The sequence below is a fragment of the Bacteroidia bacterium genome, from assembly GCA_041391665.1.
GTDB lineage: Bacteria > Bacteroidota > Bacteroidia > J057 > J057 > JAGQVA01.
The window spans coordinates 1,609,314-1,623,439 of record JAWKNO010000001.1 but is presented as its reverse complement, the minus strand read 5'-3'; the positions used below and the strand labels follow the sequence as shown (position 1 = coordinate 1,623,439).

Sequence of the window (14,126 nt, the reverse complement as noted above, 5' to 3'; positions counted from 1 at the left end):
AACGGCATACACCTCGCGCTGCGCTCACTCCCGCCCAAATGCAGGAAGATATCGATTCCTTGCGGTCTGTCCTCTATACCACGCCGACCGATCCTTTTGCTTTCATCCAAAAAGAAGAGCTGGAATCTCTTTTCCGGGCTGTTGAAGATAGTATCGCTCAGCCGAGATCCGTGATCTGGTTCTATCAGCAGCTTAATCCCATCATTATAAGTGTAAAGGATATCCATACACGTATATGGCTCTCCTGGGCGGCCAATCCCTATGCCCACGCCGGTGGGTTTTATCTGCCGCTGAAAATCCGATACTTCAACCAACGAATATATATAGCCGGGGATCCGGGCAACCGGGTTTCTACGGGCACAGAACTCATCGCCATTAATGGTGTACCTGCCATCTGGATTGCCCGAAAACTGCTTGCAGAACATTATACAGACGGCGATATTTCTCCTACCCGTATCGGATTGATGGAAGAAAATTTTGCCAATAGCCTGCCGCTGTTTTTTCCGATTGACAGCATCAATGCCCTTCAGGTCAGAACTCCAGGTAGCAGCCGAGATTCGCTGATTCAATATCCCGGTATCAAAAAAACAGAAAAGCCGCCCAAAGTCAGAAAAAAATTTGAGGAGTCTTTTCAACTCAATCTTCTCCCTGAAGATCAGGCTGCCGTGCTCCGAATTGGCTCTTTCGCACAGGGAAATGAGCTGAAATACAGGCAATTTCTCAAACAATCATTCCGCACCATCCGAAAGTCTGAGGTCTCATACCTGATCATTGATGTAAGGGGAAATAAAGGCGGCTATATCATTCGCGGCCCCGAACTGCTTTCTTTTCTTTCAGACAAACCTTTTTTCTACGCCTATACCAGTATCGTGAGAGCAAGCCCGCTTTTTAAAGAAAGAATTAAATACGATATGGTTTTCCCGGGACTTGCGATTTCAGTTTTTAAAAAATTTGTGGGAAAAGAACTCGCCAGTGGGTGGCAAAATCCGGTAAATACTTATGATACACTCATCTGGGAACCCATCTCTCCCAAGCCTGAGAAGCTGCGTTTTACCGGGGAAACCTACCTCCTGACCAATGGCCTTTCCATTTCCAATTCCTGCCTCCTGCATCATGCTTTTACGTATAATGAAATGGGCAAGACTGTAGGCACTTCCTGTGGATGTATCGAAACCGGGACTTTTGGCAATTCTGTGGAATTTATTCTCCCCAACAGCCGGATAACCGGAAGAGTTTCCACCATTCGGCTTACCACCCGCAAAGATGATTACAGAATTGTAAACCAGGGATTGCCGCCTGACCTGAATGTAGAAGATTCCCTTACAGACTTTCTCCTGGGAAAAGATACGCAACTGGAATTTGTCCTTTCCCTGATACGCGGTAAAAATTGATTACTTTACTACAAGGTTCCGGGTATATACCTGCTGGCCATTCACATATCGGATAATATAAATTCCCTTAGCCCATTCGCTCACATCCAATATTTCTGCATCTTCTCCAACCGCAATCACCTCTTCTCTGATTTTGCGGCCACTGATTCCCGTCACAAACAGCCGGCCGGCTTCATTGCCCGATCCTGCGGGAAATTGAATGGTAACCTTTTCGGATGCGGGATTCGGGAAAATACTGATCTGCTGTTTTTCCAGATTAGAAGACAGCTCCATTTGAGGGGAATAGGTTGAGCTCCCATCCATATCCACCTGTCTGATCCGGTAAAACAGGGTCTTCCCTTTGACCATCCTCGCAATGCCCATATCCAAAAATTCATAACTCTGCTTATGGTCGCTGGCTCCTGCTGCCTGCATTTTATGTATGACCTCAAATTTTTCCGTTTCAGTGTTTTTTCTTTCCACCTCAAAGAAATCAGAATTCAATTCCCGCGCAGTCTGCCAGAATATACGGGCATCTTCTCCCTCCCATGCTGCGGCGGATCCCAGCCATTCCACCGGAAGCAGGGCACTGCCGGTGTCAAGTGTCCAGATAAACTCGATGCCATCACCTCCCGTTCCCTCCACACCTACTCCCGTGTAGGAAAAACTCACGCTGGAAAATGTACCTTTTACAACCATGGTCCCGGCAGCAGTGCCGATATTGGCACTTTGATTTGCCTCACCCACGGCAGTAGTAGTGATATCAGGTGTCCGGAAAAAAGTAGTTCCCGTAACTTGAAAATCATCCGTGCCAGTCATTCTTACCAGTGTAACGCCTGGCGTAGTTACAGTAAATTTTGCACTGCTGGAAATCGAGCCTCCCCATCCTCCGATACGGTCAATGTGTAATACCGGATTTTTGACTGTTTCGCTAAATGCGAATGTCATCACCCCCCTACCCTTATCATCGGAGGCTCTGTCAATATCGGTTGTTCCTGACTCAGGGTTTTTATCCCAATACACAACCGTTTCAAATGAGGGTTTCCCCTGAATACCCCGCTGCCAAAAAGCGCCTGTACCCATTACTCCTACAGGCGTCGCCTGAAAATTTGCATTTCCACTGACTGTAACATTTGCCGTTACCACAACCTCTCCGCCTGGAGTAGATGCGGCAAAAGGGCCAAAGCCACTCCCCGTCCAGTTTCCAGTCTCTGCCAGATCGCCAATCGGTATGACCAGACAATCCCAACTGTTTGTACAATCCGGATCTTCACAATCTATCAGGGCATCCCCATCATCGTCAATCCCGTTGCCGCAGATTTCCGTAGCATTCGTCCCCATGGTACCGAAAATCCCGGCAAGCAAAATGGTAACAATGCCAACCGCAGTGGCAGATAGTTTCCAGCGAACATTGAGCGAGGGGGTAATGGTATTTCGGTTTTGAGGTCTCAATTTGAGTGGTATTCTGCTATCTATGGCAATGGAAATATATTATCAATAACCTTTGCAATATCACACCCGAACACCTGCTTACAAATCGAATTTCATGGGGATTCTTTCCTGTATATCTTCCTGAAAAACTTGCCTCTGTAAAGAACAACCACCTGATAGTCAAGAAAATCATATTCCCCTCCCGCGGGATTCCAGCAATAGACTTTCAGTACCTTATCCTTCAGGTTTTCGGGTAGTTTAATGGTTTGGGACAATAATTCCCACCCGCCTTCTTTTTTTTCCTTTACAGCCTCCACGCTTTGCCAAAACTCTCCTGCCGACACCACCAACATAGCCTGGCGCTCAGCTTTGTGGATAGTTTTGCGCATCACAGACACCGAAACCTGATCACGCCCGGATACTCCCTCAAGAATCATTTCCATCGCAAACTCTTGCTGAGGTAAAATGTGAAATGTATTTCCACTATTCTCAAATATTGCTTCCAATGGCCTGGCCCACAGATAGAGTAAACCGGCGGCAAAAGACAATAGCCCAAGCACCAGGAGTACCCGGTAAAACTCCCGCTTAATTGCATGAAATTGAGCGCCTTTATCAATACCTTCCTCCAAAATCTGACCTGATGACATAGCGGTTGTTCGTTAATTGCTGATCGCCTATTTTTGTCCTTTCGCCAAAGCCCAACTTATGGTTTTCAGCAGCATTATTTTCCTTTTATATTTTTTTCCGGTTTTTCTGGTTTTGTACTTTGTTTCTCCGGACAAATGGAAAAACCATGTTGCACTTGCCGGAAGTTCTGTTTTCTATTTGTGGGGAGCTCCTGTATTTTTCTTTTTATTAATGGCCGGGCTGGTAATTGATTTTTACCTCAACCGGCTGATCTGGTATTCCGAAGGAAAAGTAAAAAACCGACTGCTGCTTCTGGTCATTCTACTCAATACTGGCACACTGTTGATTTGCAAATATCTCGATTTTTTTACGGAAAATCTCAATATCGCGCTTTCTGTTTTTTCATTTGCCCAGATTCCCCTGCCGCATATTCTGCTTCCGGTGGGGATTTCTTTCATTACCTTTCAAAAACTGAGTTATACCCTCGATATATTCAGGGAAAAAGCTCCGGTTCAGGAAAATTTTGTCAATTACGCTTTGTATATTTTGCTCTTCCCGCAGCTGATCGCCGGGCCCATAGTGCGCTACAATGAAGTGGCCACACAGCTATCAGACCGTACACTCACCGAGCATATCGACTACAAACTTGCAGGGTTTTTCAGGTTTGTCACCGGGCTGGGAAAAAAAGTATTGATTGCCAATGCACTGGGTGAATTTGCCGATCCGCTGTTTGCCCTTCCTCCCGAACAAATCAGTGCAGGGATGGCCTGGCTGGGAATCGTCTCCTATTCTTTTCAGATCTATTTTGACTTTGCCGGCTACTCCGATATGGCCATTGGGCTTGCCCTGATGATGGGCTTCCGGTTTGCAGAGAATTTTCATTTCCCTTATATCTCCCAAAGTATCACTGAGTTTTGGCGGAGGTGGCATATTTCACTGGGCAACTGGATGCGCGACTATCTGTATATCCCGTTGGGAGGAAACCGTAAAAGCGAGTTGCGCACTTTCTTCAATCTATGGATTGTTTTCCTGATCTCCGGATTCTGGCACGGTGCTTCGTGGAATTTTGTGGTTTGGGGCGCTTTCCATGGTTTATTTCTCATTGCCGACCGCCTGTTTTTCCGGAAATGGCTTCAATTTCTCGGGCGAATACCTTCTGTTTTCATTACCTATATCATCGTTCTGGTGGGATGGGTATTTTTCCGGGCTGATACGCTCACCTATGCCTTCGGCTTTTTAGGAAGAATGTTTTCCTTCGAAAACTTTCATATGGATATATTCGCCGATTCCCGCACCATGACGATCCTGATTTTTGCCGGTATCTTTTCATTTATGGGGCTTTTGCCCAAAATCGAACAAATGCCTGAGAAACTCTATTCAGGAACCGTCGCCATGCCTGTGATCATTTTCCGGGCAGTTTCGGCATCCTGCATCGGCATCATTTGCCTGACCGAACTTTTTGCCCGCGACTTTAACCCATTCATATATTTCCGTTTCTAATGAATCACAAACTGAAATATATAATCCTGGGGTTGCAGTTGGTGATTCTGCTCGTTCCGGCTGCCTATATCGCCCTCCTCCCTTCCCAAATTGGAGAAATTACCATTGTCCAGCTTTCCGGAAGTTTTTACCCGACAAAAAAGCTGCCGCTGAAACTCGACACATGGTTTTCCGGACAGTATGTGTCACGGATGAACGAATATGCAAAAGAGAATTACCCCGTCAGACCCTGGTTTGTAAGAGCGAATAATCAGCTGGATTACTCCCTTTTCAACCATTCGGCCAACCAAAGAATTGTCGTGGGGAAAAACGGCGAACTATACGACAAAACCTATATCGATGCCTGGCTGGGAAAAGATCTGATCGCCAATGATTCCGCTGAGTCTCTGGTCCGGAAAATCGCCAATCTTCAGGATTATCTTCAGCCTTTCAACACACGTGTGCTTGTGATCACCCCGCCTGGCAAACCGACATTTATGCCCGAAATGATCCCCGGCCATTACCTGAAAAACCCTCAGATCACAACTAACCGGGAACAATTTACCCGCCTGCTCGACCAGTATCATGTGCCAAATATCGATTATTCCCAATTCCCGGAAGTCCAAAAAGAAACCGACATACGCCTGTATCCCCGCACAGGCCTTCACTGGAGCCATTGGGGCGCGGCGATTGCAGCTGACTCCATGCGCAGTAAGGCACTTTCGCTTACAGGATTGTACCTTCCGGAAATGACCTATTCCCCCCAAACCTATTACCAGCGAAATGATACCGATTGGGAAGTCGAGCGGGCCATGAACCTGCTATTTGCCATACCCGGCAATCAGGCAACAAAACCCGTTTACAATTTTTCAGCCACAGACACTACCCAGCAGAAGCCGAAAGTCATTGTTATCGGAGACAGCTACTATAAGATTTGGTATGACCAAGGTTTGCATGAAAAATTGTTTCACCCACAATCTCAGTTCTGGTATTATGGTCTGGAACTACTACCTCATAGAGAAATCAACGGAGAAAGGGCTTCTGTCATGTCTCTGGATGTAATAGAGGAAATGAAACAGGCAGACCTGATCATCCTGCTCAATGCCGAAATCAATCTGCCGAGACTGGGTTTTGAGGTTTGGGAAAAAATTATTTTCTAACGGCTTGTGGAATCGGGAAGATGTATTTGTCTTTCATGTACAGTTAAGGTTGCACGCAGACAAATTGTTTCACTCTAATAATTTCACAAAATGAAAACTTTTGTAAGCGTATCACTTGCGTACTTCCTTATGCTGTTTTTTGCGGCAACCCCACCTGAACCCACTCAAGTTAAGAATGTTGATCCCGACGGAACGGAAGCGGTCATTCATAAAGGAATTGAATGGCTGGTAAAGGCTCAGTTTGAAAACGGTGGCTGGGGGGCAGGCACCCATGCCAATCAGGGAATCCTTGATCCCAAAGCCGTACAGGTAGATCCTGCCACCACAGCTTTTGCGGCTATGGCTTTGCTTCGGGCTGGCAATACCCTTCATGAAGGTGAATATAAAACCAACCTCCGCAAGGCACTGAATTTTCTTCTCGAAGAGGTTGAAAAATCGCCGGCAGAATCTGTCAATATCACTTCTCTGACAGGAACACAACCACAGGTAAAACTGGGACAAAACATCGATGTATCTATGACCTCCCGGTTTTTCACCCGAATTCTACCTTTTGCCACTGATGATCCTGCACTTACCAAACGCATCAATCAGGCACAGGATAAATGTCTGAGTAAAATACAGCGTTCGCAAAATGCAGATGGCAGCATTCAGGGAGGCACATGGGCAGGAGTGCTTCAGTCTGCTGTAGCGAATATTGCTCTGGAAGAGGCCGCTGAGGCTGGGTATGCCGTTGACTCCGTTACCATGATCAGAAGCAAAGATTATCAGAAAATGAATATCGATGCTACCAGCGGTGCCGTTGTTACCGACAAATCTGCGGGTGTACAACTCTACTCGCTTTCCAGTACTACACGCGCTACGGCCAAGTCCTACAAAAAAGCAAAAGAACAGCTCGAAACGGCCCGCGACGAAGGGGTATTTGACGATATGCAAATGAGTTCCCCTTCCCAGGCAATTCCGATGACAGAGGAAAACCTCCGAAAAACCGGAATGGGAGAAAGCGAAGTAAAAGCCATCATGCAAGATGTGCGCACCAATGAAATTGCCAGAAAACAAGTTCAGACGGATCAGGTAATGGCAGGTTTTGGCAACAATGGTGGAGAAGAATTTTTGTCGCATATGATGACAAGCGAATCCATGGTTCTTTCCGGAGGAGAAGAGTGGACCAACTGGAACAATCGCATGAAAACCATGATGACCCGCATTCAAAACCCTGACGGAAGCTGGTCTGGCCACCATTGTATCACCAGCCCGGTTTTCTGTACAGCTGCAGCCTTGCTGACAATTACCGTCGATCAGGACAAAAGTTTTACTGCTGAGCGCCAATAGAACACCATGTATCGCTGGTTTTTATTCTTATTTGTCATGCTATTTTTTTCCTGCCGGGAAACAGCAGAGGTGAATACACCGCTTCAACAAGCAGTTCATTACCTCTGGTCCCGGCAGGGCCCCGACGGGGGATGGCATAGTCCTGCTCATGGCATAATGAAAGGCGGAGAAGCACATACCCCATTTGTGCTGTTTGCACTCCTTCAGATACCGGAGTCAATCTATCCGGTTCCCCATCGCAAAAAGCAAAAAGCACTGGATTTTATCCGCAGCCACATGAACGCTGAAGGTGTCATCGGTCTCAGTGATCCGGAGATACCCGAATATCCCAACTATGCAACGGCTTATGCCTTGCGAGTCCTTGTCCTTAACAGCGATGCGGAGGATGCGGGCATAATAAAAAAAATGCAGACCTATCTCGCCGGGCAACAATTTTCAGAACCCAGGGGGATAGAAAAAAATCACCCAGCTTATGGCGCATGGGGTTTTGGAGAACCCGATATCAGGCCCGGTACAACCGGGCATCTGGATATTTCTCATACGAGAAAAGTTCTTCAGGCCCTACGGGCCTCAGGCTATGCAGAATCTTCTGCCTATAAAAAAGCCCTTCGCTTTTTGGGTGTGTTGCAGAAAGATTCTCTTCCGCAGCCCAATCCTCTGCGGTACAACTCCGTACTACCGCCAGAAGAAAAACCTGTGGTCTCCGATGGCGGATTTTATATTTCACCGGTGGTTTACAGCGCAAATAAAGGCGGCATTATCGCCGAAACAGAAAGCAGCCCGGCCTGCTTCCGGTCTTATGCCACAGCGACCTGTGACGGTTTACTTGCGTTATTGGCCTGCGACCCCGATTTGGAAAATCCGGCCATACAGAAGGCTCGCATATGGCTGGAAGCGCATCCTGCTCTGGCGTACGATAGCGGGATTCCCGCCGACAACCCTGAGCAATGGCAAACAGTTTTGATTATATACCACCTTTGGGTGCGGTCTGAAGTTTATAAAGCCCTGAATTGGCAAGGCACCTGGCAACAGGAAATCTGGCAGATACTTTCCTCTTACCAGCGCTCCGATGGAAGCTTTGCAAATCCAGATGGTGCAAGAAACAAAGAAGACGATCCGCTGCTGGCTACTGCCATGGCCGTAATGGTGTGGGAAAACGCCGGTTCAGAATAAACCGGATCTTCCTCAATCAGATTTGGGGAGAAATTTAGTTTTTGAGACAAACAGTTTTTTTACAATATCACCCGTAGCATCTGCAAAATTTGCACCGGGGTTTTGAGAAGAAGTCAGGATAAACTGGTTATTCTCATCTTCAAAAGCTTTTACCTCTACTAAACCAGAGGTAGTTTGCACCGTGACCTGATACAATGGAGCGGTAATTACCGGTGGTTTTTCGGAGAAGGTTGTTCCATTCGTATTAGCTGCGGCGCTCAGCCAACTATTTACCTCTGAGGTATTTAAGGCACCCGAATCGCTCAACATCCAGGTATTGTCAGCAGCTTTTATTATCTGGAAAGAACTATCACCCGGATATGTAAAGGTTATGCTCATCCATTCGCTTTGGGGACCTTTGAGCAGGGTTTTATTCCGCCAGTCATCTGCTTTCCGATTGAAAGAAGACTCCAGAAATCCATTCACCAAATAGGTTTCATCTGATCCATTTTCCCTGACATAAGACATCATCCCCGTTTGTTTGTATTCAAAACGGCCAAGTACCAGATCCAGAGACTTTTTCTCTCCGGTTAACACTTCAACACGGGTACCGGCTGTATCGACTTTATATTCGCCCCATTTATCTTCATTTCGGCTTACGAGTTGTTTGGCTTCAAGAAAAGCAATGGATGCCAATGCACTTTTTACCGCACCTGGTGAAGTGGGAGCCTGGACACCTCCGTCAATTTGCACGGTCCATTCATTCCCGGCCCGGCTCAGTAAAACAGGGGAAACGTTGGGGGGAGTGATACGTATCAGGTTAACTTTTGCAGTATCAATTGCAGAGATCGTCTTTTTAAATGTTCGTTCTGATTTCCCTCCCAGCACCAGTGAAAGAAGGTACAAAACGGTGAGAGATCCCAAGACGATAATAAGCTGTTTATTACTGAATCTTTTGAACATAATCTTCAGGTTTTCACTAACTATAATCTTCTGCCATCCATTTCAGGCGTTTGGCCCGCTGCCGTTGAAAACGAACAATACCAAATACAATTACAATCAGAATTGGAATAAAGAAGTTGCCATATTTCACCAGATTGCGCATAACGATGGTTTCATCGTCATCCTGGATGAGTTTTTCGAGGGGACGGGAATCGACGCTGCTGGTTCGGAGCGCAATCAGCCCGGTATCATCCGTAAGCCAGTCCACAGCATTCACCAGAAAGTTTACATTGTTGGGAGAAATTTGCTGCTGGGGAGGATTCACAGGGAAATCTCCATCACCGATAACTACCATTTTTGAAGCGACGTTGCCATTCAGTTTTCCTTCCAGCGTAACGGCAATATTCTGAACGCCATAACCAAAATCCTGAGTAGTCCACTGTTTATCCGGATCAAAGTAGGTAGGCGGGGCAATTTTTCCACTCTGATTGGTTGTCATCGCAAGTGGTTTTATGTGAATGGCCGTATCTTTTCCAATAATGGTGACAGGGCTACCAAACTGAATCAGCACCTCTTCCAGTCCTTGCGTAATCGGATGCTCGGCAAAATTACTGATAGTAGGAAAGTAAGGAAATGGAACCGGCTGAGAAACCACAAAAAACCCCTGCCTGCGCTGCATCGTAATTGTTGCGCTTTTTACATCGGTTAGAAAAGCCTGTTCGACAAGCACGCCTTTTTGGCTAAGCCAGGTATCAAGGCCTGTATTGATTCTATCCCATGGGCGCTGTGCCTGAAGATCTCCCCCTACGGTGTTTATCCCGACAAGAAGTCTGCCGCCACTGGCCAGAAACTGATCCATGGCATCCAGATGCTCCTGAGGGATCATTTGATCGGGGCCAAGGATAATGACCGTTTTGAATGCAGACCAGGCTTCAGAATTTGTCGCCAGAGAAAATGTATCTACCTCATATAGATTACTTAGTTCTGCAATGGCCTGTTGCAATTGGTCTGAGCCAACTTCGCCGTGTCCCTGCAGAATACCAACCTTCGGTTTTTCGGTTACGGAAAGCTTTTTGATGTTGGAAGACAACGAATATTCCATACCAGAAGCAGATTGCAAAAGGGGAATCACCTCCTGCCTGTTGCCCATTTTGATCAGCACGCCCATATATCCGCGCACTACTTTGATCTCATCCCTTTCACGGGCAGAAATATCGAGCGGAAAAATTCCCGCCTGCATGGCTTCCTGCTGGGTTTCCTCGTTGTCGCCCGGATCGATAAATTCATATTCTATATTAGGGGAATAGCTCTTATACTCTGCCAGTAAATCTTTTAGATCCGTGCTGGTTTTGCTCAGTTCTGGCGGTAGGTTTTGGGAAAAATAAGCTGTGATGGTAATTAATTCGTCCACCCCTTTCAGAATATCCTTGGTACTTTGACTCAGGGTATAACGATGATCTGCCGTAAAGTCAAGTCTGAAAAACAGCCTGCCAGCGACCAGATTCAGCATGATAAAAATCCCCACATACAGGATTAATCGTATTGTAACTGTTGATTTTGTCAGTTTCATAGTTTTCCCTTTAAATCTCAATCGACAACATTCCTCCCCGCCAGCTGGATCTCTGCCAGAATTAATCCCAGCGCTGAGATCGAGACAAAGTAAATCACATCCCGGGAATCGATAACGCCCCGTGATACAGAAGCAAAATGTGTGGATGTACTTAAATAGTTTAACAATGATGCCAGGCTACCCGAAGCTACACTACTCACCAAACCAAATATCCAGTGAAAAAATACACCGATCACCAGTGCGAGAAGAAAAGCAACGATCTGGTTACTGGTAATACTTGAAGTAAAAATACCGATGCTGATATAGGCAGAACTCAGAAGGAGTAGTCCCAGATAACCACACCAGACGGCCCCGTGATCGATAGGCCCCAGCCAGGCGATTGTGAGGTAATAGGGTATGGTAAATAATAAGGCGATGGCAATCAAAAGCATACAGGCCAGGTATTTTCCTGCGACAATCTGCCAGTCTGTAATAGCACGTGTAAGCAGAGATTCCATAGTGCCTACTCTTTTTTCTTCAGCAATCATACGCATGGTCAGTGCGGGGATGAAAAAAAATAAGGTCCAGTAGGCGATCTGGAAAAATGGCTGCATGGTCGCCTGCTTGATGTAAAATACATCTGTGCCAAACAGCCAGGTAAACAATCCGCTGAGTCCAAGAAATACGACCAGCAGGATATACGCGACCAGAGAGTCCAGAAAAGTCCGGAATTCTCTGTTTGCGATGATCCATATATTTTTCATAGGAAATTATTTCAGGGTTAATTCTCTGAATATATCTTCTAGGCGTTCTTCAACAGGCGTCATCTCAGTGAGTATCCACCCGTTTTTTACACAAAGCTGAAATACAGCTTCTCTCGTTTCCACACCGGTAGTACTGGTAATCTGAAACCAATCGGGTTTTGATGGATTGATTTCGACCGTAGAAACATCCTTCATTATGCGCAGTTGCCGGACCGCATCTTCCTGATCTGCTTTAATTCTGACGTTGACCACATGCCTTCCCTGGGCCTGTTTACTCAGGGTATCGGGGGTTCCGTCTGCAACGATTTTTCCATTGCTGATAATCAGGATTCTGTCGCAGCTAGCCTCTACTTCAGGCAAAATATGTGTGCTCAGGATGACCGTTTTCTCTTTTCCTATTTCACGGATCAGATTCCGGATTTCGACTATCTGGTTGGGGTCAAGTCCTGTCGTTGGTTCATCAAGGATCAATATTTCGGGATCGTGGATCAATGCCTGAGCCAGACCTACCCGCTGACGGTATCCTTTAGAGAGTTCACCGATTTTTTTGTGCTTTTCTTTGTTCAGGCCGCACTTACTGACAATTGAACGTATTCGGGCCGGGAACTCCGCCTTGCTCACCCCCTGTATTTCCGCAACAAAAGCGAGATACTCCAGCACCGGCATCTCGAGGTAAAGAGGATTATTTTCTGGCAGATAGCCGATATGCTTTTTGATTTCTTCAGGGTTATCAAAAATATCCAGATCTCCGATTTTCACTGTTCCTCCGGAAGGTGCCATATAGCAGGTTAAGACCTTCATCGTTGTGGTTTTACCGGCACCATTGGGACCAAGGAAACCCAGAATTTCCCCTGTTTTCACCTGAAAGGAAATATTATCCACCGCTCTTTGATCTCCGTAGGTCTTGGTAAGATTACGAACAGTAATATCCATGACTATTCATCAAAATATTAAGCAATTATGGAGAACAAAAATATAGGCTTCGACAGGGATTGTCAAGCCGCAAATGTTAAAGCAATGTTAAAGTCTGATGCCGAAGAGGGGTGATGCGCTACACTTTAGAACCTAAAACAGAAATTCTGTAAGAATACAGATTTACCATTATAAAAATCAGCGCTGTAAACGCCAGCAAGGAAGAGCCCCCATAGCTGAAAAACGGCAAAGGAATACCAATAACCGGCATGAGCCCGATCGTCATCCCAATATTTACCATCACGTGAAAAAAGATGATCGACAATATGCTGTAGCCATATATCCGGGCAAACCTCGTTTTGGAGTTTTCGGCAAGAAATCGTATTCGCCAGATCAACAGAAAAAACAAAACAATAACGCCACTCGTGCCAATCCAGCCATATTCCTCCCCAATGGTACAGTAAATAAAATCGGTCACCTGTTTGGGTACAAATTTATATTTGGTATAATTTCCCTGCAGATATCCTTTACCGGAAATGCCTCCCGAACCAATGGCAATTTTTGATTGGATAACGTTGTATCCGGCCCCCTGAGGGTCGAGGTTGGGATCAAACAGTACTTTAATACGGATCTGTTGATGGTCGGCGAGTTTTGTTACCAAAGTATCCACACTCACAGATATACCAATCAGGAATACTACCGCTATTAGGTGAACCATCAGGATACGAACCCACTGCCGTTGATTGTAGAAGTAGAGAAATGAGACCACACCGACACCTGCAATACAAGCTGCAATGACCAGCAACTTCCCGACACCTAACGTAACGATTGCCACCACACCGGTTAAGATCAGAAAAACCAAAACGAGGGGGTTCAGGCCCTCACGGAAGAATACCAGCAGAAAACTACCAAAAACCAATGCCGATCCGGTGTCGTTTTGGAGAATAACGATGATCGCAGGAGCAATTACCATCAGGCTGGCTACAGATAGCTGCCGCAAATTATTCATCGAAAAATTTAACCTCGACATATACTTGGACAAAGCCAAAGCTGTAGCCAGTTTTGCAAACTCTGAAGGTTGAAATTGAATACCGCCAATCACAATCCAGCTCCTTGCACCGTTGATCTCACGTCCGACGACCAAAACGACGATCAACAACGCAATACTGATCCCGTACGCGAGGTAACTGGTAGCCTCTATAAACCGGTAATCAAGGGACAGTATCAACATGGCAAACACCAGGGCAATCCCAATCCACATAGCCTGTTTACCATGTGTTGCCGCCATATCCAGAATAGCTGTATGGCCACCCGCAGAGGAAACTGCATAAATGGTCATCCAACCCAGGAGTGTGAGTCCGAGGAACAGCAACAGCGTAATCAGGTCAAAATCAAAATTCTTCCGGTTCAA

The 14,126-nt window shown here is 46.2% G+C and carries 12 protein-coding genes; 5 read left to right on the top strand and 7 right to left on the bottom strand.

All coding sequences use genetic code 11. The features are described from left to right. Positions 1 to 38: 38 nt before the first annotated feature. Positions 39 to 1,391 (top strand): S41 family peptidase, encoded by a 1,353-nt coding sequence (locus R3D00_06890; protein MEZ4772891.1) that lies wholly within the window; start codon positions 39 to 41, stop codon positions 1,389 to 1,391. Here the strand turns inward: R3D00_06890 and R3D00_06885 are convergent, their stop codons facing one another. Continuing rightward, a complete protein-coding gene (locus R3D00_06885) occupies positions 1,392 to 2,822 on the bottom strand; it encodes a T9SS type A sorting domain-containing protein (protein MEZ4772890.1) in 1,431 nt (476 codons plus the stop codon). Positions 2,823 to 2,914: 92 nt separating this feature from the next. Beyond that, positions 2,915 to 3,448 (bottom strand): hypothetical protein, encoded by a 534-nt coding sequence (locus R3D00_06880; protein ID MEZ4772889.1) that lies wholly within the window; start codon positions 3,446 to 3,448, stop codon positions 2,915 to 2,917. A gap of 58 nt (positions 3,449 to 3,506) precedes the next feature. On the opposite strand from R3D00_06880, the gene R3D00_06875 reads away from it, so the two are divergent. The 4 genes from R3D00_06875 to R3D00_06860 all read left to right on the top strand — a co-directional run bounded on the left by R3D00_06875 (position 3,507) and on the right by R3D00_06860 (position 8,569). After that, the gene (locus R3D00_06875; GenBank protein MEZ4772888.1) at positions 3,507 to 4,928 is read left to right on the top strand and encodes an MBOAT family O-acyltransferase; all 1,422 of its coding nucleotides are present in this window, start codon (positions 3,507 to 3,509) and stop codon (positions 4,926 to 4,928) included. After that, on the top strand, positions 4,928 to 6,067 hold the full coding sequence (locus tag R3D00_06870; GenBank protein ID MEZ4772887.1) for a hypothetical protein: 1,140 nt from the start codon (positions 4,928 to 4,930) through the stop codon (positions 6,065 to 6,067). Before R3D00_06875 ends, R3D00_06870 begins: the two co-directional genes overlap by 1 nt. Before the next feature lie 90 nt (positions 6,068 to 6,157). After that, a complete protein-coding gene (locus R3D00_06865) occupies positions 6,158 to 7,396 on the top strand; it encodes a prenyltransferase/squalene oxidase repeat-containing protein (GenBank protein ID MEZ4772886.1) in 1,239 nt (412 codons plus the stop codon). A 6-nt stretch (positions 7,397 to 7,402) separates the two neighbouring features. After that, complete coding sequence (locus R3D00_06860; protein MEZ4772885.1) at positions 7,403 to 8,569, top strand: prenyltransferase/squalene oxidase repeat-containing protein; 1,167 nt, start codon at positions 7,403 to 7,405, stop codon at positions 8,567 to 8,569. Between the two features lie 12 nt (positions 8,570 to 8,581). Here R3D00_06860 and R3D00_06855 read toward each other — a convergent pair whose 3' ends face one another. From R3D00_06855 to rodA, 5 genes are all read right to left on the bottom strand, one after another. Continuing rightward, on the bottom strand, positions 8,582 to 9,511 hold the full coding sequence (locus R3D00_06855) for a DUF4340 domain-containing protein (GenBank protein MEZ4772884.1): 930 nt from the start codon (positions 9,509 to 9,511) through the stop codon (positions 8,582 to 8,584). A 16-nt stretch (positions 9,512 to 9,527) separates the two neighbouring features. Further along, positions 9,528 to 11,060 (bottom strand): Gldg family protein, encoded by a 1,533-nt coding sequence (locus tag R3D00_06850; GenBank protein ID MEZ4772883.1) that lies wholly within the window; start codon positions 11,058 to 11,060, stop codon positions 9,528 to 9,530. A 17-nt stretch (positions 11,061 to 11,077) separates the two neighbouring features. Beyond that, positions 11,078 to 11,803 (bottom strand): ABC transporter permease subunit, encoded by a 726-nt coding sequence (locus R3D00_06845; protein MEZ4772882.1) that lies wholly within the window; start codon positions 11,801 to 11,803, stop codon positions 11,078 to 11,080. Between the two features lie 6 nt (positions 11,804 to 11,809). Further along, positions 11,810 to 12,736 (bottom strand): ATP-binding cassette domain-containing protein, encoded by a 927-nt coding sequence (locus tag R3D00_06840; GenBank protein ID MEZ4772881.1) that lies wholly within the window; start codon positions 12,734 to 12,736, stop codon positions 11,810 to 11,812. Between the two features lie 118 nt (positions 12,737 to 12,854). Continuing rightward, positions 12,855 to 14,126, bottom strand: coding sequence for a rod shape-determining protein RodA (gene rodA, locus R3D00_06835; protein MEZ4772880.1), 1,272 nt, complete (start codon positions 14,124 to 14,126; stop codon positions 12,855 to 12,857).

Excerpts from the sequence above, each read along its gene's own strand:
- R3D00_06875 (MEZ4772888.1), top strand. The coding sequence starts at position 3,507 with ATGGTTTTCAGCAGCATTATTTTCCTTTTATATTTTTTTCCGGTTTTT.
- R3D00_06850 (MEZ4772883.1), bottom strand. The coding sequence starts at position 11,060 with ATGAAACTGACAAAATCAACAGTTACAATACGATTAATCCTGTATGTG.
- R3D00_06865 (MEZ4772886.1), top strand. The coding sequence starts at position 6,158 with ATGAAAACTTTTGTAAGCGTATCACTTGCGTACTTCCTTATGCTGTTT.
- R3D00_06855 (MEZ4772884.1), bottom strand. The coding sequence starts at position 9,511 with ATGTTCAAAAGATTCAGTAATAAACAGCTTATTATCGTCTTGGGATCT.
- R3D00_06870 (MEZ4772887.1), top strand. The coding sequence starts at position 4,928 with ATGAATCACAAACTGAAATATATAATCCTGGGGTTGCAGTTGGTGATT.
- R3D00_06845 (MEZ4772882.1), bottom strand. The coding sequence starts at position 11,803 with ATGAAAAATATATGGATCATCGCAAACAGAGAATTCCGGACTTTTCTG.
- R3D00_06880 (MEZ4772889.1), bottom strand. The coding sequence starts at position 3,448 with ATGTCATCAGGTCAGATTTTGGAGGAAGGTATTGATAAAGGCGCTCAA.
- R3D00_06890 (MEZ4772891.1), top strand. The coding sequence starts at position 39 with ATGCAGGAAGATATCGATTCCTTGCGGTCTGTCCTCTATACCACGCCG.
- R3D00_06840 (MEZ4772881.1), bottom strand. The coding sequence starts at position 12,736 with ATGGATATTACTGTTCGTAATCTTACCAAGACCTACGGAGATCAAAGA.
- R3D00_06860 (MEZ4772885.1), top strand. The coding sequence starts at position 7,403 with ATGTATCGCTGGTTTTTATTCTTATTTGTCATGCTATTTTTTTCCTGC.